Here is a 26208-nt window from a genome sequence, read left to right as displayed (position 1 = left end):
ACGGGATGATAGCAAAAAAATGGAGTCATTCCAAAACATAGGTCAAACCTATGAGTGACAGAGTTAGAAAATTAAAGACAATCTACGTCATAATGATCAGTATTTCCACGGAAATATTCACAAACATTTCCTGTCAATGGAATCATTACTTCTAATGCATAGTTGAAACAATAAGTAGCTGTATTGTAAAATGTGGTAAAAAAGCTATACTAGCCTCTACAAAACTGTCTTCTAGATTTATACTTGTATAAATCTCTGAGCTGTTTGAAATTTTCTCTAAACTTATATTCATTAAGTCTTCTACTTTATTTGTCATAAAAATCTCTTTAAAATAAATTAATTATTAGTAAATGCATTATATACAGTTTTAATGTTTAAATACATATTGTTAACAAATTAATAACTATTTAATAATCTGATTTTATGAAATAAAGACCGCAGGCAGGGGCGGTAGGACCAGCGGCTTTTCTATCTTTTGCTTCTAAAACTTGCTGTATTTGCTCAGCTTGCCAAATATTTTTACCAACTAATACTAGGCTACCGACAATGTTACGCACCATGTGATGTAAGAATGACGGGGAAGAAAAATATAATTTTATTTCCTCATTTTCTTTTATAATATCAAGTTTTGTTAAAGTTTTGATGGGGGATTTTGATTGACAAGAACTAGCTCTAAATGATGTGAAGTCATGTTTACCTAGAAGGTATAAGCTACTTTTTTGCATAGCTGAAACATCTAATGGCACACTAATCCACCAAACACGATCAAGCTCAATTACTGATGGATATGGTCTATTAAGAATTCTATATACATAATGACGTGCTGTTGCGGAAAAACGTGCATGAAAACCGTTTTGGGCTAATTCGCAATTAACTATGCCTACTTTATATGGTCTTACAAAATAATTAATAGCTCTAATAATTTTATAAGGCTCAAAATATTTTGAGAGATCCAAATGTGCTACTTGACCTATCGCATGAACTCCAGCATCAGTTCGACCTGATGCTGATAATGTTACCTGTTCACCGGAAAATTTATAGATTGCTTCTTCTAATATTTGCTGTACCGATATTACCCCTGATTGTCTTTGCCAACCTGCAAGATTCGTGCCTAAATATTCAATGGTAATTTTATATCTGTACATAGTTTTGCAATTGTTACCCTATGGCGGGTCAACTTGTTGCGTAGATCGAAAAACGTGTTTAGTGTCATACGCCGATCAAATCAGGGTATGACACTTAGATTTAAGCCTCTAACAAATCAGAAGGATTACCATCGCCACGTTTTCCACCACTTCTAAAGCTATTAAGCTTTTTAGATCTGATAGGATGTTGTAACTTTCTTAAGGCTTTTGACTCAATTTGTCTTATACGTTCTCTAGTTACTTTAAATTGCTGCCCTACTTCTTCAAGCGTATGGTCAGTATTCATACCTATTCCAAAACGCATTCTCAGGACTCTTTCTTCACGAGGCGTAAGGGTTGCAAGCACTCTAGTCGTGACCTCTCGTAAATTTGACTGTATTGCTGCATCAATCGGTGCTACTGCATTTTTATCCTCAATAAAATCACCTAAATAGCTATTATCATCACCATCACCTACCGGATTTTCAAGGCTAATTGGCTCTTTAGCTATTTTCATAACTTTTCTTACCTTATCAATTGGCATAGAAAGTCTTGCTGCTATTTCTGCTGGAGTTGGTTCATACCCAAGCTCATTAAGCATTTGTCTCGAGGTTCTTATTATCTTATTAATTGTTTCGATCATATGCACAGGAATACGTATAGTTCTTGCTTGATCGGCAATAGCTCTTGTTATTGCTTGTCTAATCCACCAAGTAGCGTAGGTAGAGAATTTATAACCACGGCGATATTCAAATTTATCTACCGCTTTCATAAGACCTATATTACCTTCTTGAATTAAATCTAAAAACTGTAAGCCTCTATTAGCATATTTTTTAGCAATAGATATTACTAAACGTAAGTTAGCCTCTATCATATCTTTTTTCGCTTGCAACGTTTGTCGCTCACTTTTTTGGATAGTATTTACTAACTTTTTAAAATCATTAACTAAAAGACCGGTATTAATCTCTATCGCTGATAATTCAGCAATCATTTGATCTATATAATCTGATTCTTTAGTAATTAATTCTTTCCAACCAGCTTTCTTATTTTTCAGCATTTTTTCTTTCCATGCTGCATTAATTACCGCTCCTATATATTCATCTAAGAAATTTTGACGAGTTATTCCGTATTTTTCAGCAAGCTTTAAGAAAGCTGTTTCTTTACTTATTAAATCACGATTTATTCCATACATTTCAGCCAAAATTTCTTCTGTTCTTTTAGAATTAAAATGTATTTCTGAAACTTCGCTAATTAATAGCTCTAAATTATCATTATATTTTTTACTATTTTGTAACATCTTTGGATCAGAAGACTTTTCAAAAGATTTTTTAGTTTCAATTAATAATTCTTCACAAATAAAAGCGACCTTTTTCATCCGCTCTATAATATTAGGCAATATTTGCGTTTCTACTTTAGACATTGATAAGATATTTTCTTCGTGGTCCTGGTCGTGGTCGTGTTCATGCTCCTCCTCTTCATGATCGCTATTATGATCATCTTCATTCTCTGAATTCTCATCATCATGCATCATGTTAGATTCTAGATCTATGAGATCACGCAGTAGCATATTATTTTCATTAACTAAATCAGCGTACCATTTCCTAAACTTATCCATAGCAATAGGACTTTTACATAATGCAGCAATCAATGTTTTGCGACCTTCTTCAATTCTTTTTGCTATTTCGACTTCGTTTTCACGAGTAAGTAGATCAACCCCTCCCATATCCCTGAGGTAAAGCCTTACCGGATCATCGGTAGTACCTATATTTTCTTCCTCTGCTTCATCTTCAGGTTCATGATCAATATTGGTAGATATTTTAAAACCTTCCTCCATTTCCATGTCATCAATCTTAATTGCATCATCCTCGTTAGTATCTAAAATATCTACTTCCGCCTCGGCAAATTTAAACATAACTTCATCTATCTCCTCCACAGATGTCCCTTTAGGAAGAGCTCTATTTATATCATCATAAGTAACCTGACCTTCTTTAGATTTACCTTTTTTGAGTAAATTATCTATTTTATTTAGATCATTATTATCTGTATTTTTCATTAAATACCTATGGAATTAAGCTGATTAAATTGTAATAATATTTTATTGTGAAACCGTCTTAAATCACGATTTCTATAGTTTGTTATTTGCTGTTATCAATAATATGATTAATAAAAGATTCATTTAAGTCTTGTAATTCACTTGCAATCTTTAAGATTTCTTTTTTATAAAACAAGATTTTTTCATAATCATCAATGTTAGTTATAACATATTCTTTTGTAATATGTGCATATTCTTGTTGTAAATTTAATAGATAATATCTTTTGTATAACCATTGCCATAATAAATCTAAACGAACATTATCTTTATTAAATGCTATATCTAAGAATAAGTTATCTGCTTCTGATAATAATAAAAAAATATCAAAAAAGCTAGTTTTTTCCACAATTGCAGCAATTTCACCTGCTTCTACAGCGTTATCAATAATCTCGCTTAAGTACCAATTACGGAATTCTTCAAGTAGTTTATTACTGAAATTTAAATTTAATATAAATTCTTTAATTTCGAATTCTTGTAATATTTGCGGGAATTTTATTAATAAAGCACAAAAAGCATGCTCTAATATTTCAAGCTCTGAATAACCGCTACTAACAGGAAGCAAGTTTACATTTTTAGCTACAGTCTTTTGCTGTTTTGTAACTAAATTTTGCCATATTTGATCTTTAAAAAACCTATAATAGCTAGCTCTTAAATTACTATCAGATATTTTACTGCAATAATCTTTTAAATTCTTTTCTAAATTAGCTTTATCTTCTGCCGTTTTAAAATTTTTACCAACATATTCTATTTGCCAAATCATTTCTGATAAGCTTATTCTTGCATCTATAAGCTTTGTAAAAAACCCCGCACCATTTTTATTTACTGCATCATCAGGATCAAGTCCACTAGGTAGTCTAATAAAAGAAATTTTCTTTTCACTATTAATAAGCGGCAAAGCTAAATTAATTGCTCTCACACTTGCCTTTATTCCAGCACTATCCCCATCAAGACATAGTATAATTTCATCTCCTGCTCGCCATAATTTATGTAAATGATTTTCAGTAACGCTAGTGCCAAGGCTTGCTACTGCTTCACTAAATCCTGCTTGATGCAAAGAAATAACATCGAAATAACCTTCTACTAAAATCGAGTAATTTTTTTTATAACTACTACTTATGGCTTTATGCTCACCATAGAGAGTTTCGCTTTTTTGGAATACTATAGTTTCTGGCGAATTTAAATATTTAGGAAGACCTTGTCCAATTACTCTACCCCCAAAACCTACTATTTTATTGTAAATATTTCTGATAGGTATAATTATACGATTTGAAAATAAACTATATATTTCGCCATCTTCTCTTTTTCCTATAAGACCTGCTTTTCCAAGTTGTACATTTGTTATATTTTTATCATGAAAAAATTTTTCAAATTTGTTACCTCTAGGTGCAAAACCGATTAAAAACTCCTTTATTGTCTCATTAGTAATATTTCTTTCATTTAAATAGTTTAATATTTCAGGTGTTAATTGTGATTTAAAAAACTTATTGGCAAGCTCAAGAATATTTAAAACTTCGTCTGATTCTTCATAAAATTCTTTTTGCTTCTGGGTTAATTTCGGTATTTCTATACCATAATCGGTAGCTAGTTTTATAGCAGAATCACTATAAGATAAACCGCTAATATTAGAGGTAAATTTTATAACGTCACCTGCTGCCTTACAGCCAAAACAATAAAAAAATCTTTTACTATCACTAACTGTAAAAGATGGAGTTTTCTCTTGATGGAAAGGACATAAACCTACATAATTACCAGATTTTCTAGTTAAAACTACCTTTTGACGCACTACATCGGATATGTTAATACGTTTTCTTAAAACTTCATAAAATTCCGGTGCAAGCTTCATGTTTTAAATAATATAAGAAAGGATAGCCGTAGAAAAACAATAAGTAAGCGGAATTGATAAATTATCATTAATTTTCAAATCCTTTGAATAAAATTCAATTGCTGTAGTTGCTACAGAACTTATTATAATAATAATAAAACTAGTGTTAAATCCTAAGTAAAAATACGCTAATATACTTATAAAAATTGCGGATAGCAAGAATGCTACAGAACCTGCAAACGACTTACTATTATTCAAACTATTCCCTATTTTTGTACCAACAAGGGCAGCTAAACAGTCAGAAATAATTAAAATTAACCAAGAACAAATTACCAAATTTTTAGGAAAAAGTAGAGCTGTTAAGAAAAAACCAAGCATCATAAAGCTAGAGCCACTTAAGGCAAAAGAGCCATTACTTTCGTCTGCTCTCATAATTTTTGTAAAAAATTTAGTTACAAACTCACTAATTTTAATACTACTATGACGTGATATATCTAAATATAAAGTTGCAGCAGTTACTATAAATAACAGTAGAGTAATAGAGGTTCTTGAGGTAAATATATATATTAAAGGTAGTATTATAGCAGATAAATGAAAAGCTTTACGCTTTTTCTCAAAATCAAAATCTTCAATGTTCATGAGGTTACTAATTTTTAGGGTATACGAAAGATAATAAAGATGATATAATTTGTTCCAAATAATATACGAAGATCAATTTGGAAAAGAGCAAGAAGCATCTAGATTTTTGACCGCAGTGTACGCTTTAGTACGTGAGGATCAAAAATGAGAAGCGACGACGCCAATTTTTCAAGTTCTATCTTAGTATATCATACTAAAATTACCAAATTTACACAATAACAATATGATGGCAAAATTTCCTATCACCGACAAAGGCTTTGAAAAATTAGAACACGAGCTTAAGCATTTAAAACATGTAGAGCGTAAAAAAGTTAGCGAAGATATAGCAGAAGCACGAGCACATGGCGATTTATCCGAGAATGCTGAATATGAAGCTGCACGTGAAAAACAAGCATTTGTGGAAGCTCGTATTAAACATTTGGAAGATATAACAGCAAGAGCAGAAATTATAAATGTTGCTAAATTGTCGGGTGATAGTATAAAATTCGGTGCTACTGTTACGTTAATAAATGATGAAACTGAAGAAGAAGTTATGTATCATATTGTTGGTGAATATGAGGCTGATATCACTAAGAAAAGAGTTTCTATTGCATCTCCTATAGCAAAAGCTTTAATTGGCAAATCAGTAGGTGATATTGTGGAAGTTATGACTCCTGGAGGCGTTAAATCATATGAAGTTGTAACAATAAAATATGAAGAATTAGTATTTTAATTGTTTCAGTTTTATCAAAAGTACTGAATATATGGTACAATTCATTATTATACCAACCCCTATAAACTATCAAGATAGCTTAACGTTAATGGAAAATTATGTTAACAAGGTCATCGATGGTAAAGAACCGGAAGCAGTCTATTTAGTTGAGCATTTAGATGTATATACTGCTGGCACTAATTACAAACAGGAAGAATTATTAAATCATAATAATATTCCTGTTATTTATACTGGTCGTGGCGGTAAGTTTACCTTTCACGGAGCTGGACAGCGTGTTATTTACCCTATCCTTAATTTAGCCTTACCAAATCGTACCAAAGATTTAAAGCTATATGTAAGAATGCTTGAAGAATGGATTATAAATAGTCTAGATATTTTGGGAATAAAGGCATATACTATAAAAGATAAAGTAGGAATTTGGGTAAAAACAAGCAACGATATACCATCGAAAATTGCTGCTATAGGAGTTAGAGTACGAAAATGGGTTACATATCATGGCATAGCCATAAATATTTCAACCGACTTAACTAAATTCAACGGAATTATTCCTTGTGGTCTTGAAAATTCTTTAGTAACATCTCTAAATCAATTAGGAGTTTATATTAAAATGACTGAATTTGATAAAATTCTTGAAGCTGAATTTATTAAAATATTTAAATGATACGAAAAATTGCCCTTACAATTTTAACAATATTTGCCATTTGGATCAGCGGTTTTATTTATTATTTATATCTAATAAATTCTTATAAACCGAGTAGTAATACGGCTAATGTAATAATAGTATTTGCTGGCGGAGGACATAAAATTGAAACCGGTATTGCTTTATTAAAAGCCGGTTATGCACCTATGTTATTTATCACCGGTATTGAAACTGCTGATCAGTTAAAAAATTTGTTAAAGGAAAATAATATATTAGAACAGCAAGTAATACTTGCTCCAAGTCAAATAATGTCGGAAGACGATTATATTAAGAAAGCCTCAGATTTTATTTTAAGGTATAATCTTACTTCTGTACGTCTAGTAGCTTATAATTACGATATACCCTCTATAGTAAACAACCTTACAAAAGCCGTCTCATCTTCTAATAATAATATTTATATAGCTCCATATCCTGTAATTGCTAAACAACAAAACTATATGACGTTAATTAAACACTACAACAATTATTTATTAAGTTTATAAATCTCCTATCTACTCTTTATTAGATGTATACTTATAATAGAGAAATCTATATAATGCTCTATTGTTTACCCCACCGCTGGGAACAAGATGGAAGAAAAAAAGAGAAAATTACTTTAGCAAAAGAAATGGTGGCTAATAAAAAGCCTTTAGAAAAAATTATAAAATATACTAAGTTAAAAAAGAGGAGATTGAAAAACTAAAATAATTAATTAGATACCGAATGTTATGCCGTGGCTTGACCACGGCGTTTAGCAGTTTAAATTAAAAAGGCATTTTAAAACCTGGCGGCAAACTCATACCACTTAAAGCACCTGACATAGAATTTTGTGAATCTGCATCACATTTCTGTTTTGCATCGTTAAAAGCGACTTTAATTAAATCCTCTAATATTTCTTTTTCTTCTTCTTTTAGTAGAGATGCATCTATTGAAACCTTTTCGACTTCACCTTTGCCTGTTGCTATAATCTCTACAAGCCCACCACCTGCTTTACCAGTATATCTAGTATTTGCCATTTGTTCTTGTGCTTCTTGCATTTTTTTCTGCATTGTTTGAGCTTGTTTTAAAAACTGATTAAAGTTTACCATAATTTTATCCTTTAATTTTTAAGTAGAATATCCATGATTTTTGCATCAGGAAAGTGTTTTTTTATTAAACTAAAACCATCATCTGACTTAATTTTATCTATTAATTGACTTTTTAAGATCGTTTGTTGCTGCTCTTTTAATATTAAAATTTCGATTTTTTCATTACTAAAAGCAAACAATAAATTTTCTACTTGTTTCTTTATTTTATTTGTTATTTCAGAACTTATAATTTCTAATTTATTATCATAAAAATTTTTAAGCTCTATGCTGTTCAATAAAAAATAATATATTTCTATTTCATTATTTTCATAAAGATACTTAAGAAAATCTATAATTTCAAAATTTTTTTTTATTTCTTCAGTAGATGGTTGTTTTAAATCTTTGTAATCACTTGGTGAATTATCCAATGGCAACGAGGCTGAATATATTGATTTTATAATCAACATTTCAGTTTCAATAAGTTGATTATAAGAAATTTTGATTTCCGCTACCCCCTTACTATATATTTGCCACAAAATTGATAAATGCGGCAAACTAATTTTACTTAAAATATTTTTAATTTTATCATTAAACGACTCATATAACGGCATGCTATAGTTAGGCAACATCTTTACCTTATTAAGATAAGCTATAAATTCTGATACTGATTCTATAAATATTTCAAGATTAACCGAAGAAGAATAAAGCTTATTTATTAGAGAAATACTATTTGCGATATCTCTATTAACTATATACTCGCTAAATTCTAGTATAACATTATTGTCAACAAGACCAAGCATTTGATTAATCGCTTGTCTTGTAATCATACTATCAGATTTAGCAGCTAAACTAGCTGCCTGATCTAACATAGAAACGGCATCACGAGCTGAACCATCTGATTTATAAGCTATTACTCTTAAAGTTTCTATATCTGTTTTTAGATTCTCTTCTTTAACTATATGTTCAAGCAGCTTAAAAATTTCTTCAAAGCTAAGACGTTTTAAATCATATCTTTGACATCTTGAAATAATCGTTGCAGGTATTTTTTGAACTTCGGTTGTTGCAAAAATAAATATCACATGTGGAGGTGGCTCTTCTAGGGTTTTAAGCAATGCATTAAAAGCACCTTTAGAAAGCATATGTACTTCATCAATAATAAATATTTTATACTTCCCTTGTAGTGGTTTATATTCAGCTGACTCTATGATTCTACGTATATCATCAACGCTAGTTTTACTTGCCGCATCGATTTCAATTATATCAGGATGGTTATGATTGTTGAAACTAACACAATTTACACACTGGTCACATGTCTTAATATCATTATCTTTAGTAACTAAGGCAGAGCAGTTTACCGCTTTAGCAATAATACGAGCTGAGGTGGTTTTACCGACTCCTCTAATACCGGTTAAAAGATACCCGCCGGCTAAACGATTATTTAGGATAGTATAGCTTAGAACCTTTACAAGTACTTCTTGACCATGCAGCTCGGCAAAGCTACCCGGACGATATTTCCTAGCAAAAGGAATGTAATTATTTGATGAATTTATATCAGTCACGATTTAAATTTTAGAAATTTTGTTGTCATCCCGTGGCGGCATTGCTGCGTGGATCGAAAAACGCCCTAAGGTAGTCATCCCGTGACTTGTCCACGGTATCCAGAAAATAAAAAAAATACTAATTTTATTAGTATTTTTAACTGGATCCCGTGAATAAATCACGGGATGACAGGGGAAAATGATCCATACAAAAAGTGCTAGTTAATTCAGACCCATTTGATGACAGGCGTGAAGAGCGAAGCCTATAATAATAGGCGAGTCGACGAACAACGAAGCAGCAAGTGGGTCTGAATTAACTAGAATGCTAGTAGTGACCCAGCGAATCCTACTCTGGCTGCTTCCTCTCCGACCTGACCAACTAAATAAGCACGATGCCCACCACTAGCATAATTAACATAACCTTTTTAGCTAGAAGAAACAACATATTTTTTTTCTATTTCTGATTTTGTTAACCTATTAGGCGGACCAAATATCTCAGGATTTTTTAACTTAAATAAATCTTCATCAAATTTTTGTACTTTAACTATCTTATCAAATTTAATAGTTACTACATTAGTATCCTCAAATATTTTAAGCAACTCAATTTGTTTATTGGCTTTATTTAAAGTAATTTCACTATGTCGTTCTGTTACTTTGTGATAAATATTAATCCTTGAGAAATCTTTTTCATTAACAACTGATTTAACTACAAAATCTTTGTCGAAATTTTCATTATCCTCAAGTAAAAAATTAAATATATTTTCATCCCTAGCAATACGGCTTACTTGCTCCATATCATAATCATACATCGATACAAAATTTTTAGTACCTACTATAATTATAGGGAAAGGAGGGTAATAATTACATCTGAAGTTATAAGGCTTACTGATCAATAATTTTCCTTGAGATATATTACCTTTAGAATCTTCTTGTGTAAAATCTACCGCAATCGATTTCATTGCACGCAGATATGTTTTTAACTCTAAAACTGCCGCTTTATCAGCTGCTCCAAATGCCGCAATCGAATTTATGGAAAGATAAATGATAATTAAAGAAAATATTTTATTCATTTTCATTGTTTTATATTTTAAATTATGTTTAAACTACTTTAGTTATATACTTAAAACAAATAGTATTTATGAAAATTGTTGCCTTAAAAGAAAAAGTAAAGCACGAAACTCGAGTTGCTATCACACCTGAAGTAGCTAGCCTTTTGGTTAAAAAAGGCTTTGCTGTTACTGTTGAGAAAGATATAGGGGCTTATGCTGGCTTTCTTGATGAAGAATATATAGCAGTAGGTGCTAAAATATCTGCTGTACCACTCGAAATTATTTCTGATGCTGATATTATATTAAAGGTTCAACCATCGCCTGTTAGTGATAAATATAGTGAACTTGAATTTGCTAAAAAAGGAGCTGTTATTATCGGGCTTATCTCGCCTTATTTGAATCACGAATATATTAAAGCAGCAGCTAAAAAAAATCTGACTAGCTTTGCAATGGAATTAGTACCAAGAATTACCAAAGCTCAAAATATGGATGCTCTATCTTCACAAAGTAATCTAGTAGGATATAGGGCAGTAATTGAAGCGAGCTATCATTATACCAAAGCTTTTCCAATGATGATGACGGCAGCAGGCACTGTTTCACCTTGTAAAACTCTAATACTTGGTATCGGTGTTGCAGGACTACAAGCAATTGCAACAGCAAAAAGACTTGGTAGCGTTGTTGCTGGATATGACGTAAGATCGGCGACAAAGGAACAAGTGGAGAGCTTAGGAGCTAAATTTGTTTCGCCAGAACTGCAAGAGGATCTACAAGATAAATCAGGTTATGCTGGGGAAAGCTCTGAAAGCTATAAAGTTAAGCAAGAAGAGTTTTTAGCAAAGATCATTAAAAACTATGATATAGTTATTACTACTGCACAAATTCCTGAAAAAAAAGCACCTTTGCTTGTTACAGACAAAATGCTAGAATCAATGAAGCATGGATCGATTGTTGTTGATATAGCAACCGCAACGGGCGGAAATGTTGAAGGCTCGGAACTTGATAAAATCATTACTAAACACGGCGTTACTATAATAGGTTTATCAAACCTTGCTGCTAAAATTGCAACTGATAGCTCAAAATTATATTCTAAGAATTTATATAATTTTTTAAATTATGCACTCCAAGACGGCAAACTTAATATGGATGATGAGTTAGTGCAGTCTATGTTGGTTACTAAGGATGGCAAAATTGTGAACGAGAAGTTTGGGTAAAAATACGTCATTGCGAGAATAGGCAAAGTCTTTTAGGTGTCATCCCGTGGCGGTATTGTTGCATAGCTCCAATGTCATTCCCGCGTAGGCGGGAATCCAGTATAAAGCGAGATAAATCGAGCTTCTAATTTTAAAAACTTGTCGTATTTATGTTTGTTTTACTGGATCTAGTTCCCAAGCCAAGGGATGACACAGTAAGGCTTAACTCACGACGTTAAACAACATTTTAAAAGAAAAAATATGAATCAATTACCAATAATAGCTAGGCAAGCTAGTGAAATTGCTCAAAATACCCAAGAACTATCAGATAAATTAAAAGATTTAGTGATAGATGGCAGCTCGCAAGTTGCAGCTTCTACTATTGATCCTTTAGTGTTTGCTATAACAGTTTTTGTACTAGCTTCTTTTGTAGGCTATTATGTAGTATGGAAAGTAACTCCAGCATTACACACTCCACTTATGTCAATCACTAACGCTATTTCAGGCATTATAGTGTTAAGTTCTATGATAGCAGCAAGTAGTAGTGCTTTTGGTTTTTCTCGCTTGCTAGGGATTTTTGCAACGCTGCTTGCATCTATCAATATCTTTGGCGGATTCATAGTCACAAAAAGAATGCTAGAGATGTTTAAAAAGAAGTCTTAATTTGATTTTTCATTTTGTTTTATGATCAAATAACACAGTCATAGAATAAGCGAGTACACTGAAAATACAAATATATAAAATAGGGAATAGAGTAAAATTATATTTTTTAATTACCAATAGACATATATAATTAGCAGTCCCAGACATTAGCATCGAGCCTATAGTATGCCCAAAACTTATGGTGCGATAACGCTCTCTAACTGCAAAAGATTTAATAACTACGCTATGAGCGAGAGCGTTAAACGGAGCAACTGAAGCAGCAAGCAGCAAGCTAGCAAAAAGCCCCAAATTAGTCATTTGATACTCTACCGCTATCGTAAAAATTATACTTGCTATAATGGTAGATATGAGGGCAGTTTTTAATACTATATTAACACGAATACGATCGGCAATAAATCCGGCGATTGGCATAAAAACAGCAAAGCATAATACTACTAATACCGAAAAGGAACTCATTATAACGCCAGTTGCAGGTAGCACAAGCGGTAAATATTGCTTCATAAAAATGACTGCAATTTGATATGTTGCTCCAAAACCTCCTGCTAAAAATATGAGAGGCAAAATATTCTTCCATTGCTTTCGGATCAAAACATTAAATTTTTGAATGGAATTATTACCACCAGCCTTTTTAAATTCAGGTGTCTCATCAAATTTCTGACGATAATAAAGAGTTACAAGCCCCAATGGTAAGCTTAATAAAAATGGAATACGCCAACTCCAATCAGGAAAAATATGTGCATTAAAAAAGTTAGTTGCCCCAATTCCTGATAATAATCCTATAACACCTGTACATCTAGTGATAGCTGAAGCTGTAAATTGGTATTTTGGACCTAAATGTTCAATAACGTAAATTGCAGCACCATCATACTCACCTGCAATAAATATGCCTTGCATAAAACGGCATAAAACAAGGATTATCGTACTCCAAACTCCAAGGGTAGAGTAGTCAGGTAATAACCCTATTATTAAGGTAGGGATTATAATACCGATAATTGTAAAGCTAAGGGCTTTTTTTCTGCCATACTTATCACCTATACGTCCAAATATATAAGCTCCAAGAGGTTTTGATAGATATGCAACGGCATATACAGCAAAAACATTTACAAGTTTTGTTAATTGATCCGTAGCAGGGGAGAAGAATTTTTCAGCAATAATTGCAGCAGAAAATCCGTATAGGCTGTAGTCGTAATATTCAATGATAGTACCTAAAAATGCACCAAGCACTTTATTAGCAGATTTTTTTTGTTTCATTTTAGAGGTGTATACTTTTTTCTTTTAAAAGTAATATTTCATACTCCTAAAAGAAGATTATAATGTAGGTAGACGAAGTTTTATTTGGAAAAGAGGAATCGACTTTGAAGCTTATAACCGCAGCGTACATACTAGTATAGTAGCGGATTATAATCAAAAAGTAACGGTGCCAATTTTTCAAACAAAACGAGTCTACATGACCGCTTTAGTCGTTACTTAAAATCCTTCAAAGACCTTTATGTAAAGGTGGACTTCATATATCTAAACTTAAATGAGTATTAGACAGGGACGATGTCCTAAAAGTTAGTGGTAGTCCTAGGCTAATATTAAGCTCACGAACCAAGCAGCCAAGTGTTAATATATCACTTTTCCATTTTGCGTGCAAGGTTTTCTAAATAACTTGCTATAGTGGATAAAGTTTCTGCAAATTTTTCTTCATCTTGAGGATTTTTTTGAAGACTATTTGACTCAATCTTATTAGTAAGATGCGTTATTTCGGATTGAGCATTGAGTAGGGCTATAACAAGCAATAAATCAAATGATGCAGCAGGATTTACTGCTTTGATTTCGCTTATTTTTTCATTTAATTTATTTGCTAAAAATAATAATTTTTCCTCTTCACCACTATTACAATATAATTGAAAGTTTTTATTATTTAATGTTATAGTAACAATTGCCATAATTATTTTTGTAATTTTTTTATTTCTTCGAGTTCATTAACATAAATGTTAATTTGATCTAAAATTCTTACATAATCATTTCTTAGTTGATTATTTTCATTTTGTAACCTATGAATCTCATATTGATTATTTGCAAGCACATTTAATAGATTATCAAGCCTATACTCTACTTGTTGCATTAAGCTCATTAATATTTCATTATTCATTTTTTAAGCTAACTCTATAAATGGATAAATTATTATAATAATATATAACATTACAACAGACATAAATATTAACTGTTTTTTATGTCTATAATTTACTAAGGCTTTATTTTTATTTCTACTTAATAATTTTTCTTGTTCATTATTTTTTTTAGTTTCTAACTGCTCAGCATTACGATCTCTTATGTTAAGGTAATCTAAGTATAATTTTAGATAACCTTTTACATATACTTCCCCTGGTAAAATATCTAATTTCTCTTCTTCTAAAGCTATTAAATATTTTTTTCTAATTTTTAAATCTAGAGATACTTGGTTTAAGGTTTTACCCAGATCTAATCTGGTCTGCTTAAGCATTGATGACATAATTATTCAAGTTTTTGTAAAAATATTTCAAATTTTTTATTTACTAAAATTATTACATTTAAGTCTATAATTTCCTGAGATTTAATTTCTTTAATAAAATCAAGAAAATTCTTAACTAAACTTTTATTATTATCAATCCATAAATCTAAATCAATAGTTGTTTGAGATTTATTAATAATTTTTATTAATAATCTACGTTGTTTGTCATATAAGTCATCTTTTAAGGATTGCAGACCCAAACGACGCCAATATGAATCGTTTAATTGTCTATCACAAGTTTTACGTAACCAGTCTAAACTAAACATATTACCGATAGTAAAATAGGCTTTTGCCATTTCTTCATCATTACCTGATATTTGTTTCGTTACGTGTATTATATCAAATACCGAAATCAAACTATCAAAGGTAAGAATATCTTTAGCAAATGATTTGTCTATTCCATTACTTACATAATAATTTAACTTTTCTTCAAACTTTATTTTTGCTTCTCCGGCTAGTAAATTACTTACTATTTCTCTTAAATTCTGTGCAGGTTTTTTAAACTCTTCTATGGTTTTACTAATATTAATTGGATGTTTTAAATTCTTGATAACCCAAGAAATACCACGACGCATTAATTTTGTTATCTCAGTAAACATATCAATCTTAATGTTATAATCGATATTAGTAGCTAAATTACTTATCTTTTCCCATATATCATCAAGTTCAAAAATTTCACAAATGATAGTATATGACCTTATTATGTCGCAAAGAGGAGCACCAGTTTCACGTTTTGTTATGCTAATAAGTGGTCCACCAAGTTGATTAACTATTTTATTTATTACAACAGTTTTAATAATTTCATGCTTAAGAGGATGAGATAAAATTTCCTTATGAAACTTCTCCTGCATTATTTTAGGAAAATAATTTACAAGATAAGAATCAAAATATTTATCATGAGAAAAGGTTGAATTACGTAATTCATGAGAAGCCGATCTTTTACTATATGAAAGTAATAAGCAAAGTTCAGGACGGGTTAATACTTCTCCGTTTATGGCTCTTCTATTTAATTCTTCGGAAGTTGGTAAAAATTCATTTTCACGTACTAATATTTTCTCTTCTTCTAAAATATCAATAAACTGGCTGAATATACTGACTGTTAAAGTAGGCGATAACTGCATAATCGTTATTGCTTCGGTTTGCTTATAATTATCCTCTAAAACCAATTCTTCAACTTGGCAAGTCATATCAATTAACAGCTTGTTACGCTGTTCTAAAGTAACCTTACCGGAAGCAACAGAATTACTAAAAGCAACTTTAATATTTACTTCGTGGTCAGAACAATCAACACCTGCTGAGTTATCAATAAAGTCGGTATTGATGCGTCCACCTTTTTTAGCATACTCAATTCTGCCTCGTTGCGATACACCGACATTACCACCTTCTGCAACAACCTTTGCTCTAATTTCTTCACCATTACATCTTAAATTATCGTTCGCTTTATCTCCGATCTCTGGATGATTCTCTGTTTTCGCTTTAATGTAAGTGCCTATACCGCCATTCCATAGCAAATCAACTTCAGCTTTTAAAACAGCTTTAATTAGCTCTTCAGGTGATATTTCACTATCATTTACATCAAGTAATTTTTTAATTTCCGGTGATAGTTTTACCGACTTGCTACTACGCTCAAATATCCCACCGCCTTTGGAAATGAGTTTATTATCATAATCAGACCAGTTAGAACCTTTTAAATTAAATAGACGTAAACGCTCATTAAAGCTTGTTAAAGGATCAGGTTCAGGATCAATAAATATGTGCTTATGGTTAAAAGCAGCAACTAACTTAATAGCTTTCGAGCGAAGCATTCCATTACCGAATACGTCACCCGACATATCGCCTATCCCTGTTACAGTAATAGGGTCTTTCTGTACATCTATACCTAAAGTTTTGAAATGATTAGTTACAGAAATCCAAGCACCTTTAGAGGTAATAGCCATTTTCTTATGGTCATAACCAGCAGAACCACCTGAAGCAAAAGCATCATCAAGCCAATAATTATATTCTCTGGAAACACTATTAGCATAATCTGAAAATGAAGCTGTTCCTTTATCAGCAGCAACTACTAAATATGGATCTTCCTTATCGTAAATAATAATATCTTGAGGATGTACTACCTTGCCATCAATTATATTATCGGTAATATCTAATAACCCTCTAAGGAAATTTTTATAACACTCAACAACCTTTGCCATATATTCATCACGACTCATTCCCTCATCAGTAAAATGAAGATAAAAGCCACCTTTAGAACCGACAGGTACTATAACAGAATTTTTAGTCATTTGTGCTTTCATAAGCCCCAGCACTTCATATCTATAATCTTCTGCTCTATCTGACCATCTCAGTCCCCCACGTGACACAGGACCACCTCTTAAATGCACCCCTTCAAAACTTCTTGAATAAACAAATATTTCGGCAAATGGAATAGGCTGAGGTAAGTGCGGTATTTTTGAGGAGTCAAATTTAAATGAGAAATAATGTTTGTTAGGTTGATAGTAATTTGTTCTAGTAACAGCTTCAAAAATACCAAGCATACTACGAAGTACTTTATCCTCACTACTTACATCAACTTTTAATAAATAATCATTTAATTGTTTTTTTATATCTTTGAAGTCGTGATCAAGATGTTTAGGATTAAATTTTATATCAAATAGATTTACTAATTTTTTTGTATATTCAGGATGTTTAAGAAGCGTTAATTGTACATAACCCTTACCATAGCTAAAGCCTGTTTGATGTAAATATCTTGTTAAAGCTTTGACTAGTTTAACTTGCTTCCAGTTAAAACCGGCAAGTACTATTAATTTACTTAAAGAGTCATTAGCAAGCATGCCAAGAACCATTTTGTCTAATGCTTCTTCAACATTTATTTTTAGCTCTTGAATATTATCTTTTACTGGCACTACGGAAGTTAAAATAAAATTATATATCCAGCTTTCTTTAATCTCACCGACTTCTTTAATTACAAAGCTCTGTTCATCGATTGCACTAAATCCTAAATTTTCTATTGGTGGTAATATATTAGAAAGAGCAAGACTAACTTCCGGACTATATATTTTTAGATAAAATTCTGATTCACCTGTAGCAATCAAATTAAACATGCGTCTTTGATTCCTACTTGCTTCAGTTAAATATTCAATATCTGTTAAAGCTATTTCAGGAGAGAATTTTTGCCTATAATCAGCAGGAAAAATATTATCAAATAGTTTTAAATTAATCCCTGCTTGATATTCACCGAATTTTTTAGAAAGCTTCAAGTAAAAATCTTCACTCCAACATCTAGAAATACGATCTAAATCTTGCTGGATTTTTTCTGCTTCAAAATTTATTTTATGTTTATCTTGTGCTTCAAGGGTAACAAAAAGATAAGAAAAACTGCCTGCTACCTCGGTAATATAGTTAGATAGAATTTTACTGCCGAATTTCTCAGCTAAATAACAATCTATCAGGTTATGTATCTCAGAAGTTAGACGCTCTCTAGGTAAGAAAATTATAATGTTTAAGAAAGAACTCGACCAATCATATTGAATGAATAATTTAAGCTTCTTACTCATCATACTAGAAAGCATATGCAAACACATGCAATATAAATCACCTTGATCAATTTGAATTAAAGCCTCACGAGGTAAGGACTCCATCAAAATTTTTAACTTATCAGCATTATAACCAGATAATGCAAAACCAGCTTTCCCTATCACAAAGTTAAATTTCTGTCTAAGAATCGGGATATTACTTATTGAATGGTAATACATACTTGAGTTATATATACCAAAAATTATACTTCCTGAAATATACTCACCAGAAGAGTTAAATTTCTTTACTAAAATATAATCAATTAAATTATCTGTATGAATAAGTGAGGCACTATTTATCTTACCAAGTATTATTAGCTGGTTTTGATATAATGGGCTAGCTGAACATTTTACAATATCTTCAATCTCATCTTTTACTTCTTGCCATATTTTTGTTGTCCCAATCTTGTTACTTAATTTTGTAGAATTTACTTCAAAATCAATAGTACCTAATAAAATTAAATTATCATTTTGTAACCAATTTAAAAATTCTTTAGCCTCTATAGAATTCAGTTTCTCATTATCGATTATATTTTTAGATAAATCTTGGAGCTTTGCCTGCATATTTGGTAAGGCATTATGGCTTTCCTCAAGCTCATCTAGCCTATCATTTATAGCTTTTGTTAGTAAATTAGCTGCACTATCATCAAAATTTCCGAGGATTGTTAAATGTAATATAGATTCTGATTTTTCTTCAGCTGCTGAATTTTCTAGTATTTTTTCTAGGTTGCCTTTACTATCACGAGTACATTTTATTACCGGATGCAGTAAAAACTTAGTTTGCAGTGCCTTATTCTTAAGAAGACATAAGATAAAATCAACAATATATGCTTTATTATCAAGCAATATTAGCACATTTATTGCTGGATCGTTTTCAATAACAGTATTTGTTATTGATATTTTTCTTTCGCCTTTTTCTCGATACTTAAAAAAGTTAAAAGCTTTATCGGCAAAATCAAAAAATAGTTTTTGCTTATTCTCAAAATCATAATCAATAGGAATATAACTTAGAAATTTTTCAATAAATTCCACATATAAAGAATTTGGCTCATGTTTTTTGCTAAGCTCTAAAATTTTAGCTTTATAATTTGGTATTTGACAGTTTAACCGACCGGAATCTAAAAGAGGTGTTTTTGGTGTCATGATTTTCTCAAGTAAATGTAGCTTATTTAATTTGTTATTATATTATATATTATTTAATAAACAATACTCTTCTGCTTTAAAGCTTTACAGAAGAGTTATTAGGGTACTCAGTGTCACCCCATAGACAAGTCACGGGATGACATTGTTTTATATTAGGATTATAAAAAAATGGAAACGATATTTGCACAAAGCTCTAGCTTTGGTAAAGCAGGAGTAGCAGTTTTTAGGGTTTCTGGGGCTAAAAGTTTAGAGATTTTAGAGGTACTAACTGGTAAATCTAATTTTAAACCACGCTTTATGTATTACCAAAAACTTGCTTCTCCAGAAAGCAATAACTTAATTGATAATGCTATGGTTGTTTATTTCAAAGCACCTAATAGCTTTACCGGTGAAGATGTGGTAGAAATTCATACTCACGGTAGTAAAGCCATCTCTATAATGCTTATGAATGCTTTACTAAATATACCAGGCGTTCGTTTAGCAGAAGCAGGGGAATTTACCAAAAGAGCTTTTCTAAATAATAAATTTGATTTAACTGCAGCAGAGGGTATTGCCGATTTAATTAATGCTGAAACAATTATGCAACATAAACAGGCAATTAGGCAAGCAGGGGGAGCACTTGAAGAGCTATATAACAGCTGGCGAAGTCAGTTGCTGCGGATTATATCTTTACTCGAGGCATATATAGATTTTCCTGACGAAGATATACCGGAAAGCGTATTAAAAGATGTTACAAATACTCATAAAACACTTATAAACACAATATCCGAATATCTTAATGATAAGAGAAAAGGGGAGTTGCTCCGAAGTGGGTTAAAGCTTGCAATTATAGGATCACCGAATGCTGGCAAATCTAGCCTGCTTAATTTTCTGATGCGAAGAGATGTTGCAATTGTCTCAAATATAGCAGGTACTACTAGAGATATAATAGAGGGAAATCTAGATATAGGCGGCTACCCTATTATCTTACAAGATACAGCAGGTATAAGAGGCGAAAGCAATGATGTTATAGAACAAGAGGGAATTAAACGAGCAATAGATTCAGCAAAAAAAGCTGATATTAAAATTGTGATGTTTGATGCTGAGACTTTAGACTCTACAGCTAATAAAGATATAACAGGTTTGATTGATGAGAATACTATTGTAGTAATCAACAAAATTGATCTTATAGAAGAGAATAAAATATTTTCACTGGAAGAAAAATATAAAATACTAAAAGTTTCAATTAAAAATAATATAGCTTTACCGAGTATATTAAAAAACATTGAAGAAATTGCTGAAAATATAGCAGGCTTTACTGAAACGCCTTATATAACAAATGAACGCCACCGCCATTATCTCAAACAAGCCCTCACTTATCTAAAAGATTTTAATCTTAATAATGATTTAGTCCTAGCAACGGAAGACATCCGAATGGCAATGCGTAGTATTGGAGCTATAACCGGTGTGATCGGCGTTGAAGAAATACTCGGTGAGATATTTAGGAATTTCTGTATAGGGAAGTGAGGAATCCACATCATTGCAAGAAAGCATTGTCAGCGTGGATTATGGTAAATTAAGTTGAAGTTTGCGTATTAAAGAATTGAATTAAAGCATTATATAATTGATCAAATTGAGTAATTGTAGCTTTAATCCATCGCTTCATATTGGTCCAAAATTTCTCTATTGGATTTAGATCAGGGGAGTAAGGTGGTAAGAATATTATCCTACAACCTACTGATTCTATTAGTTCTTTGGTCCTTTGAGACTTATGGAAAGCAGCGTTATCCATCACTACAACTTGTCCAGGTTTTAGCTCTTTTATTAAAAATTCTCCAACCCAACTTTCAAATAATTGTCTATAGTAAATTAAGTTGAGGTTTGAGTATAGGGATGATATATATAAAGGAAAATGCCAAGATCATATAGTCAAGATTTTAGAAAAAGAGTTATAGGATATGTAGAAAGAGGTAATAGCTGCAATAGCACTGCGATAAGATTTGAAATAGCAGCAAACACAGTAAGGAATTGGTATAAGAGATATAAGTCCGAAGGACATTATTTAGCAAGAAGAATAGGAGGCAAAAAAGGACGGGTAACAAGTCAAGATGTTGAGTTGTACGTGAGTTCTAATCCTAATTTCACATTATTAGAAATGGGTACGTATTTTAATATGAGTTCTGTGGGTGCGTATTATTGGTTAAAGCAACTAGGTTTTAGCTATAAAAAAAAGACTTTTCCTACTTGGAAGCAAGTCAAGAAAAGCGAGATAAGTACCAAGAGGTCATAAAAGATACACCAATAGAACATCTTGTATATATTGATGAAAGTGGTATTGAGATAAATATCTGCAAAGATAGAGGATGGGGCAAAAAAAGCGAAAAACTTATTGGTAAAAAAAGCGGTAAATATTACAACAGAACAAATATCATAGCTGGTTATGTTAATAAAGAGTGTATAGCACCGATGATATTTAATGGAACATGTAATATGGTAAATTAAGTTGAAGTTTGCGTATTAAAGAATTGAATTAAAGCATTATATAATTGATCAAATTGAGTAATTGTAGCTTTAATCCATCGCTTCATATTGGCCCAAAATTTCTCTATTGGATTTAGATCAGGGGAGTAAGGTGGTAAGAATATTATCCTACAACCTACTGATTCTATTAGTTCTTTGGTCCTTTGAGACTTATGGAAAGCAGCGTTATCCATCACTACAACTTGTCCAGGTTTTAGCTCTTTTATTAAAAATTCTCCAACCCAACTTTCAAATAATTGTCTATTACATGTTCCATTAAATATCATCGGTGCTATACACTCTTTATTAACATAACCAGCTATGATATTTGTTCTGTTGTAATATTTACCGCTTTTTTTACCAATAAGTTTTTCGCTTTTTTTGCCCCATCCTCTATCTTTGCAGATATTTATCTCAATACCACTTTCATCAATATATACAAGATGTTCTATTGGTGTATCTTTTATGACCTCTTGGTACTTATCTCGCTTTTCTTGACTTGCTTCCAAGTAGGAAAAGTCTTTTTTTTATAGCTAAAACCTAGTTGCTTTAACCAATAATACGCACCCACAGAACTCATATTAAAATACGTACCCATTTCTAATAATGTGAAATTAGGATTAGAACTCACGTACAACTCAACATCTTGACTTGTTACCCGTCCTTTTTTGCCTCCTATTCTTCTTGCTAAATAATGTCCTTCGGACTTATATCTCTTATACCAATTCCTTACTGTGTTTGCTGCTATTTCAAATCTTATCGCAGTGCTATTGCAGCTATTACCTCTTTCTACATATCCTATAACTCTTTTTCTAAAATCTTGACTATATGATCTTGGCATTTTCCTTTATATATATCATCCCTATACTCAAACCTCAACTTAATTTACTATACTTGTTTTTCCTCTCAATAGTTAGTAATAGATTTTTACCACTCACAATATATTAAAATTAGATAAAATTATGAAAGAGAAATTAACCAAGAAAGAATTTAATAGCTTAAAAAGTAACATGGAAGCACAAGAAGCGCAAAGAAAAGCAGAATATTCAAGAGAGGAAAAAGAAGCCAGCATTGTTAAAGAAGAATCAGTAAGTTTAGAAAGTATATATGATAGTGAAACAGTAGCAACTATGTTAAGTATAATAAATGAGTATATGCCATCTTATACTACAACTTTTACAGAAGGTGATAAGCGTCAACATTATATAGAGGCAGGTCATAAATTACTTAAAAAGGGTAATCTTCAAACAGCAATGTTTGCCTATAAGAAAGCTTTAGAGAGTGGGCGTATAGAGTATGAGGATAGAAAAACACATTTTGATCTCAATTTTGATGTTGAACCATTTTTAGCTATAGGAAGTGTTTTTGAAACTGACGAGCAATATGATAAAGCAATGGCATTCTATAATGAAGCTATAAAACAAAAACAAAAAAATAATTTTCGAATTCCAGAAAGCACTACAGTGATGTCTGAAAATCAACTTAATTATTACAGTAAATCTCTCGCAAAAGCTTATTTTTACAAAGCTTTATTACTAAAACAATTGAGGGAAATTAACGAAGCTTTTCAAAATCTTGATGAAGCCATAAAATATAATAAGTTTTTATGTGTAGCTTACTGGGAAAAAGCAAATCTTTTTAAAGAAGCAAAACAGTTTGATAAAGCAATAATAGTTTATGATGAATTAATGATTCATAAAGGAGGTATGTACGATAGCAGTAAACTTGTCACTGAAACTTTTTATTATAAAGCACAGCTTTTAAAAATGATGGGTAAAAATGAAGAAGCTATTGTAGAGTTTGACAAATTTATTGCTTCTAACCAGGAATATTTCAATCCAAATGAGATTAGTTTACAAGAAGCTTATTGGGAAAAAGCAGAAGCTTTAGACAATTTAAATAAAACGGATGAGGCTAATTATTGTAAAGGTCTTGCTTTATATCATTCAGAAGAAACAAGTGATCATAAGAAATCTATAGCTTTTTTTGATGAAGCTTTAAAAGATGCTAGGGAAGCAAACAATATCGCTTTATATAACTTTTATAAGGGTTGTACTTTATAAATTACAACAAGAATTTGAAGCAAATGAATGTTTTGTAAATGCTTATAATAATAGTAAGCATCATAATATACAAATATTTTTACAAGCATTTACACAGTTTAATAGTCAAATTATTGAACGGCAGGTTAGTGAAATAAATATAGATGATTTAGTAAAAAAAAGAGAAAGTTTCATACAAGACTTTACTCAGCAGGTACTATTAAAATTAAATAAACCAGCTTCGGGTGATTATATTGACAAAGAATTAGAATTTATGACTAAACAATTAGGTGAACTTAATAGCTCACTAAGTTCAGAAATAAATGAAACTAGTCAGGTAACTACTTCAAATGTTATTGAATCTGTACCACCTATGGGTGAAGACACTAATATGCAAGATGATCATGATATTAACTAATAACGTTTTGCTAAAGTTGCTATATAATTTACTCTATAGCAAAAAGCAATAAGGTTTAGGCATTAAATTTACGAGCGAGATTGCGGAACGTATAAAAATACGTGAGCACAATCGAGACTCACAAAATTTCATGTATCAACCTTATTGATTGAAGCTATACTCGGTGTTATCTAGTTTGCGTCATTGCGAGGAGGCATTGCCTGCGTGGATCAATTTTTCTTGTGTCATCCCGTGATTTATTCATGCGATCCAGTTAAACATATCAATAATATTGATATGTTTAGTTGTTTTTTGGATAGCGTGGTCAAGGGTGTTTTTTGATCTACGCAGGTAACGCCTATAATCTAATCAACTGAGATTTATTTCCAAATTCTTCTATTCCTTTTAAATCGGTGGCTGTAACCCACAATTGTAGATTTGTATTTATAAAAAATTCGGTTAAATATTTTCGTCTTCTATCATCTAAATGAACAAACACCTCATCTAAAAGCAAAATAGGTACTATAGTCAGCTTTATAGCATAATTCATTTCCGCAAGTATTATTGCTATTAAAATAGCTTTCTGCTCACCGGTAGAGCAAAATTTTGCCAAGATATTTTTGTGTTTATGTTTAACTAAAAAGTCGCTTTTATGGACTCCAAAACTGGTACGACCAAGTAATTTATCTTTATCTCTCGTTTTATAAAGCTCTGCCGCAATAAAACTAACAACATCTTCTTCGCCGTTTAATATTTTCTGCTCTACCACTCCATCAATTGATAGCTCGGCTTTTGGAAATTCGTTTTCCAGATCATCAATTGCTTGTTGCATAAACTCTAAGGTTTTAAGGCGATTATTAGCAATATAGGTTGAAGTGTCAGTCATTTTTTCTTCAATAGTTTTAAGCCAATTATTATCCCACATGTCTTCAGCTAGAATTTTATTCCGCTCCTGCATATAATGTTCATATTTACTAACTAATTCTGCATGTTTTGGATCAAAATTATAAACTATTCGGTCAAAAAATTTTCTTCTATCACTAGTACCACTTGTAAAAATCCCCTCCACTTGGGGAGTAAGCCATACCATGCTGGTAAATTTACTTAGCTCATTATTGGCGATTTTGGAATTATTATATTCAGTTGCTCTTCTATTGGATATACGTTTGATTTGTGTGTTAAACTCTGCAAGCCCAAGCTTACTTTGTATTAAAGCCCTAACAGAGCAATGATCTTCTGACTCTCCACATATATCAGCAAGTCTTGCTGATCTTAAACCTCTACCTGGATAGAAAAGCGATATTGCTTCTAAGATATTAGTTTTACCACTACCGTTTTCACCAATAATAGTTATCGGAGTATTATCAGTTTTTAGCTCAAGATTTTTGAAATTACGATAATTCTCAAGTACTAAAGAATGTAAAAAAATATTTTTCATTTGTAA

The 26208-nt window shown here is 31.4% G+C and carries 26 protein-coding genes, 1 other RNA gene and 1 pseudogene; 10 read left to right on the top strand and 18 right to left on the bottom strand.

Going from position 1 to position 26208, the window contains the following annotated elements:
* Positions 1-151 precede the first annotated feature (151 nt).
* The 5 genes from ACICQC_RS10165 to ACICQC_RS10145 all read right to left on the bottom strand — a co-directional run bounded on the left by ACICQC_RS10165 (position 152) and on the right by ACICQC_RS10145 (position 5677).
* Positions 152-316, bottom strand: a complete 165-nt coding sequence (locus tag ACICQC_RS10165; protein ID WP_395476926.1) for a hypothetical protein — start codon at positions 314-316, stop codon at positions 152-154.
* Positions 317-407: 91 nt separating this feature from the next.
* The gene (gene truA / locus ACICQC_RS10160) at positions 408-1145 is read right to left on the bottom strand and encodes a tRNA pseudouridine(38-40) synthase TruA (RefSeq protein ID WP_395476925.1); all 738 of its coding nucleotides are present in this window, start codon (positions 1143-1145) and stop codon (positions 408-410) included.
* A gap of 100 nt (positions 1146-1245) precedes the next feature.
* Entirely contained in the window at positions 1246-3177 is a 1932-nt protein-coding gene (gene rpoD / locus ACICQC_RS10155) for an RNA polymerase sigma factor RpoD (RefSeq protein WP_395476924.1), read from the bottom strand.
* Positions 3178-3259: 82 nt separating this feature from the next.
* Positions 3260-5059, bottom strand: a complete 1800-nt coding sequence (gene dnaG / locus ACICQC_RS10150; RefSeq protein WP_395476923.1) for a DNA primase — start codon at positions 5057-5059, stop codon at positions 3260-3262.
* A 3-nt stretch (positions 5060-5062) separates the two neighbouring features.
* Positions 5063-5677 carry a diacylglycerol/polyprenol kinase family protein gene (locus tag ACICQC_RS10145; RefSeq protein WP_395476922.1) on the bottom strand — a complete coding sequence of 205 codons (615 nt, stop codon included), beginning with the start codon at positions 5675-5677 and terminating at the stop codon, positions 5063-5065.
* 223 nt (positions 5678-5900) lie between these two features.
* Between ACICQC_RS10145 and greA the strand changes: the two genes are divergently transcribed.
* The 3 genes from greA to ACICQC_RS10130 are packed head-to-tail and all read left to right on the top strand — an operon-like array spanning position 5901 to position 7571.
* Positions 5901-6389, top strand: coding sequence for a transcription elongation factor GreA (greA, locus tag ACICQC_RS10140; protein WP_395476921.1), 489 nt, complete (start codon positions 5901-5903; stop codon positions 6387-6389).
* A gap of 31 nt (positions 6390-6420) precedes the next feature.
* Positions 6421-7050 carry a lipoyl(octanoyl) transferase LipB gene (gene lipB, locus ACICQC_RS10135; protein WP_395476920.1) on the top strand — a complete coding sequence of 210 codons (630 nt, stop codon included), beginning with the start codon at positions 6421-6423 and terminating at the stop codon, positions 7048-7050.
* The gene (locus ACICQC_RS10130) at positions 7047-7571 is read left to right on the top strand and encodes a YdcF family protein (RefSeq protein WP_395476919.1); all 525 of its coding nucleotides are present in this window, start codon (positions 7047-7049) and stop codon (positions 7569-7571) included. The genes lipB and ACICQC_RS10130 overlap by 4 nt, the downstream gene beginning before the upstream one ends.
* Before the next feature lie 261 nt (positions 7572-7832).
* On the opposite strand, the gene ACICQC_RS10125 is transcribed toward ACICQC_RS10130, so the two are convergent.
* From ACICQC_RS10125 to ACICQC_RS10110, 4 genes are all read right to left on the bottom strand, one after another.
* Complete coding sequence (locus ACICQC_RS10125; protein ID WP_395476918.1) at positions 7833-8156, bottom strand: YbaB/EbfC family nucleoid-associated protein; 324 nt, start codon at positions 8154-8156, stop codon at positions 7833-7835.
* Positions 8157-8167: 11 nt separating this feature from the next.
* Complete coding sequence (dnaX, locus tag ACICQC_RS10120) at positions 8168-9694, bottom strand: DNA polymerase III subunit gamma/tau (RefSeq protein WP_395476917.1); 1527 nt, start codon at positions 9692-9694, stop codon at positions 8168-8170.
* Positions 9695-9990: 296 nt separating this feature from the next.
* Positions 9991-10084, bottom strand: an RNA gene (gene ffs, locus ACICQC_RS10115) — signal recognition particle sRNA small type.
* Positions 10085-10098: 14 nt separating this feature from the next.
* Positions 10099-10743 (bottom strand): outer-membrane lipoprotein carrier protein LolA, encoded by a 645-nt coding sequence (locus ACICQC_RS10110; RefSeq protein WP_395476916.1) that lies wholly within the window; start codon positions 10741-10743, stop codon positions 10099-10101.
* 68 nt (positions 10744-10811) lie between these two features.
* Between ACICQC_RS10110 and ACICQC_RS10105 the strand changes: the two genes are divergently transcribed.
* Both ACICQC_RS10105 and ACICQC_RS10100 read left to right on the top strand, forming a co-directional pair.
* Positions 10812-11933 (top strand): NAD(P) transhydrogenase subunit alpha, encoded by a 1122-nt coding sequence (locus ACICQC_RS10105; RefSeq protein ID WP_395476915.1) that lies wholly within the window; start codon positions 10812-10814, stop codon positions 11931-11933.
* A 240-nt stretch (positions 11934-12173) separates the two neighbouring features.
* Positions 12174-12575 (top strand): NAD(P) transhydrogenase subunit alpha, encoded by a 402-nt coding sequence (locus ACICQC_RS10100; protein ID WP_395476914.1) that lies wholly within the window; start codon positions 12174-12176, stop codon positions 12573-12575.
* 9 nt (positions 12576-12584) lie between these two features.
* Here ACICQC_RS10100 and ACICQC_RS10095 read toward each other — a convergent pair whose 3' ends face one another.
* From ACICQC_RS10095 to ACICQC_RS10075, 5 genes are all read right to left on the bottom strand, one after another.
* Entirely contained in the window at positions 12585-13826 is a 1242-nt protein-coding gene (locus ACICQC_RS10095; protein WP_395476913.1) for an MFS transporter, read from the bottom strand.
* Positions 13827-14188: 362 nt separating this feature from the next.
* The gene (locus ACICQC_RS10090) at positions 14189-14506 is read right to left on the bottom strand and encodes a cell division protein ZapA (protein WP_395476912.1); all 318 of its coding nucleotides are present in this window, start codon (positions 14504-14506) and stop codon (positions 14189-14191) included.
* 2 nt (positions 14507-14508) lie between these two features.
* On the bottom strand, positions 14509-14685 hold the full coding sequence (locus ACICQC_RS10085; protein WP_395476911.1) for a hypothetical protein: 177 nt from the start codon (positions 14683-14685) through the stop codon (positions 14509-14511).
* 30 nt (positions 14686-14715) lie between these two features.
* A complete protein-coding gene (locus ACICQC_RS10080; protein ID WP_395476910.1) occupies positions 14716-15072 on the bottom strand; it encodes a helix-turn-helix domain-containing protein in 357 nt (118 codons plus the stop codon).
* A gap of 2 nt (positions 15073-15074) precedes the next feature.
* The gene (locus ACICQC_RS10075; RefSeq protein ID WP_395476909.1) at positions 15075-19826 is read right to left on the bottom strand and encodes an NAD-glutamate dehydrogenase; all 4752 of its coding nucleotides are present in this window, start codon (positions 19824-19826) and stop codon (positions 15075-15077) included.
* 168 nt (positions 19827-19994) lie between these two features.
* On the opposite strand from ACICQC_RS10075, the gene mnmE reads away from it, so the two are divergent.
* The gene (gene mnmE, locus ACICQC_RS10070) at positions 19995-21332 is read left to right on the top strand and encodes a tRNA uridine-5-carboxymethylaminomethyl(34) synthesis GTPase MnmE (protein ID WP_395476908.1); all 1338 of its coding nucleotides are present in this window, start codon (positions 19995-19997) and stop codon (positions 21330-21332) included.
* Positions 21333-21381: 49 nt separating this feature from the next.
* Here mnmE and ACICQC_RS10065 read toward each other — a convergent pair.
* A pseudogene (locus tag ACICQC_RS10065) lies at positions 21382-21639 on the bottom strand (transposase); the annotation flags it as partial.
* A 78-nt stretch (positions 21640-21717) separates the two neighbouring features.
* Between ACICQC_RS10065 and ACICQC_RS10060 the strand changes: the two are divergent.
* Positions 21718-22095, top strand: a complete 378-nt coding sequence (locus tag ACICQC_RS10060; protein WP_395476240.1) for an IS630 transposase-related protein — start codon at positions 21718-21720, stop codon at positions 22093-22095.
* A complete protein-coding gene (locus ACICQC_RS10055; RefSeq protein WP_395476907.1) occupies positions 22050-22307 on the top strand; it encodes a hypothetical protein in 258 nt (85 codons plus the stop codon). Before ACICQC_RS10060 ends, ACICQC_RS10055 begins: the two co-directional genes overlap by 46 nt.
* On the opposite strand, the gene ACICQC_RS10050 is transcribed toward ACICQC_RS10055, so the two are convergent.
* Together ACICQC_RS10050 and ACICQC_RS10045 are read right to left on the bottom strand one after the other, a co-directional pair.
* On the bottom strand, positions 22304-22834 hold the full coding sequence (locus tag ACICQC_RS10050) for an IS630 family transposase (protein WP_395476342.1): 531 nt from the start codon (positions 22832-22834) through the stop codon (positions 22304-22306). The genes ACICQC_RS10055 and ACICQC_RS10050 overlap by 4 nt on opposite strands.
* Entirely contained in the window at positions 22789-23166 is a 378-nt protein-coding gene (locus tag ACICQC_RS10045; protein WP_395476240.1) for an IS630 transposase-related protein, read from the bottom strand. The genes ACICQC_RS10050 and ACICQC_RS10045 overlap by 46 nt, the downstream gene beginning before the upstream one ends.
* A 169-nt stretch (positions 23167-23335) precedes the next feature.
* Between ACICQC_RS10045 and ACICQC_RS10040 the strand changes: the two genes are divergently transcribed.
* Positions 23336-24388 carry a tetratricopeptide repeat protein gene (locus tag ACICQC_RS10040; protein ID WP_395476906.1) on the top strand — a complete coding sequence of 351 codons (1053 nt, stop codon included), beginning with the start codon at positions 23336-23338 and terminating at the stop codon, positions 24386-24388.
* Positions 24330-24785, top strand: a complete 456-nt coding sequence (locus tag ACICQC_RS10035) for a hypothetical protein (protein ID WP_395476905.1) — start codon at positions 24330-24332, stop codon at positions 24783-24785. The genes ACICQC_RS10040 and ACICQC_RS10035 overlap by 59 nt, the downstream gene beginning before the upstream one ends.
* Positions 24786-25122: 337 nt before the next feature.
* On the opposite strand, the gene recF is transcribed toward ACICQC_RS10035, so the two are convergent.
* Complete coding sequence (recF, locus tag ACICQC_RS10030; RefSeq protein ID WP_395476904.1) at positions 25123-26202, bottom strand: DNA replication/repair protein RecF; 1080 nt, start codon at positions 26200-26202, stop codon at positions 25123-25125.
* Between the last annotated feature and the right edge of the window lie 6 nt (positions 26203-26208).

The organism is Rickettsia endosymbiont of Pantilius tunicatus, assembly GCF_964291875.1.
In the GTDB taxonomy this organism is placed as follows: domain Bacteria; phylum Pseudomonadota; class Alphaproteobacteria; order Rickettsiales; family Rickettsiaceae; genus Rickettsia.
Note: the sequence above shows the minus strand (reverse complement) of the source record. Positions and strands in the feature narration are given on the sequence as shown.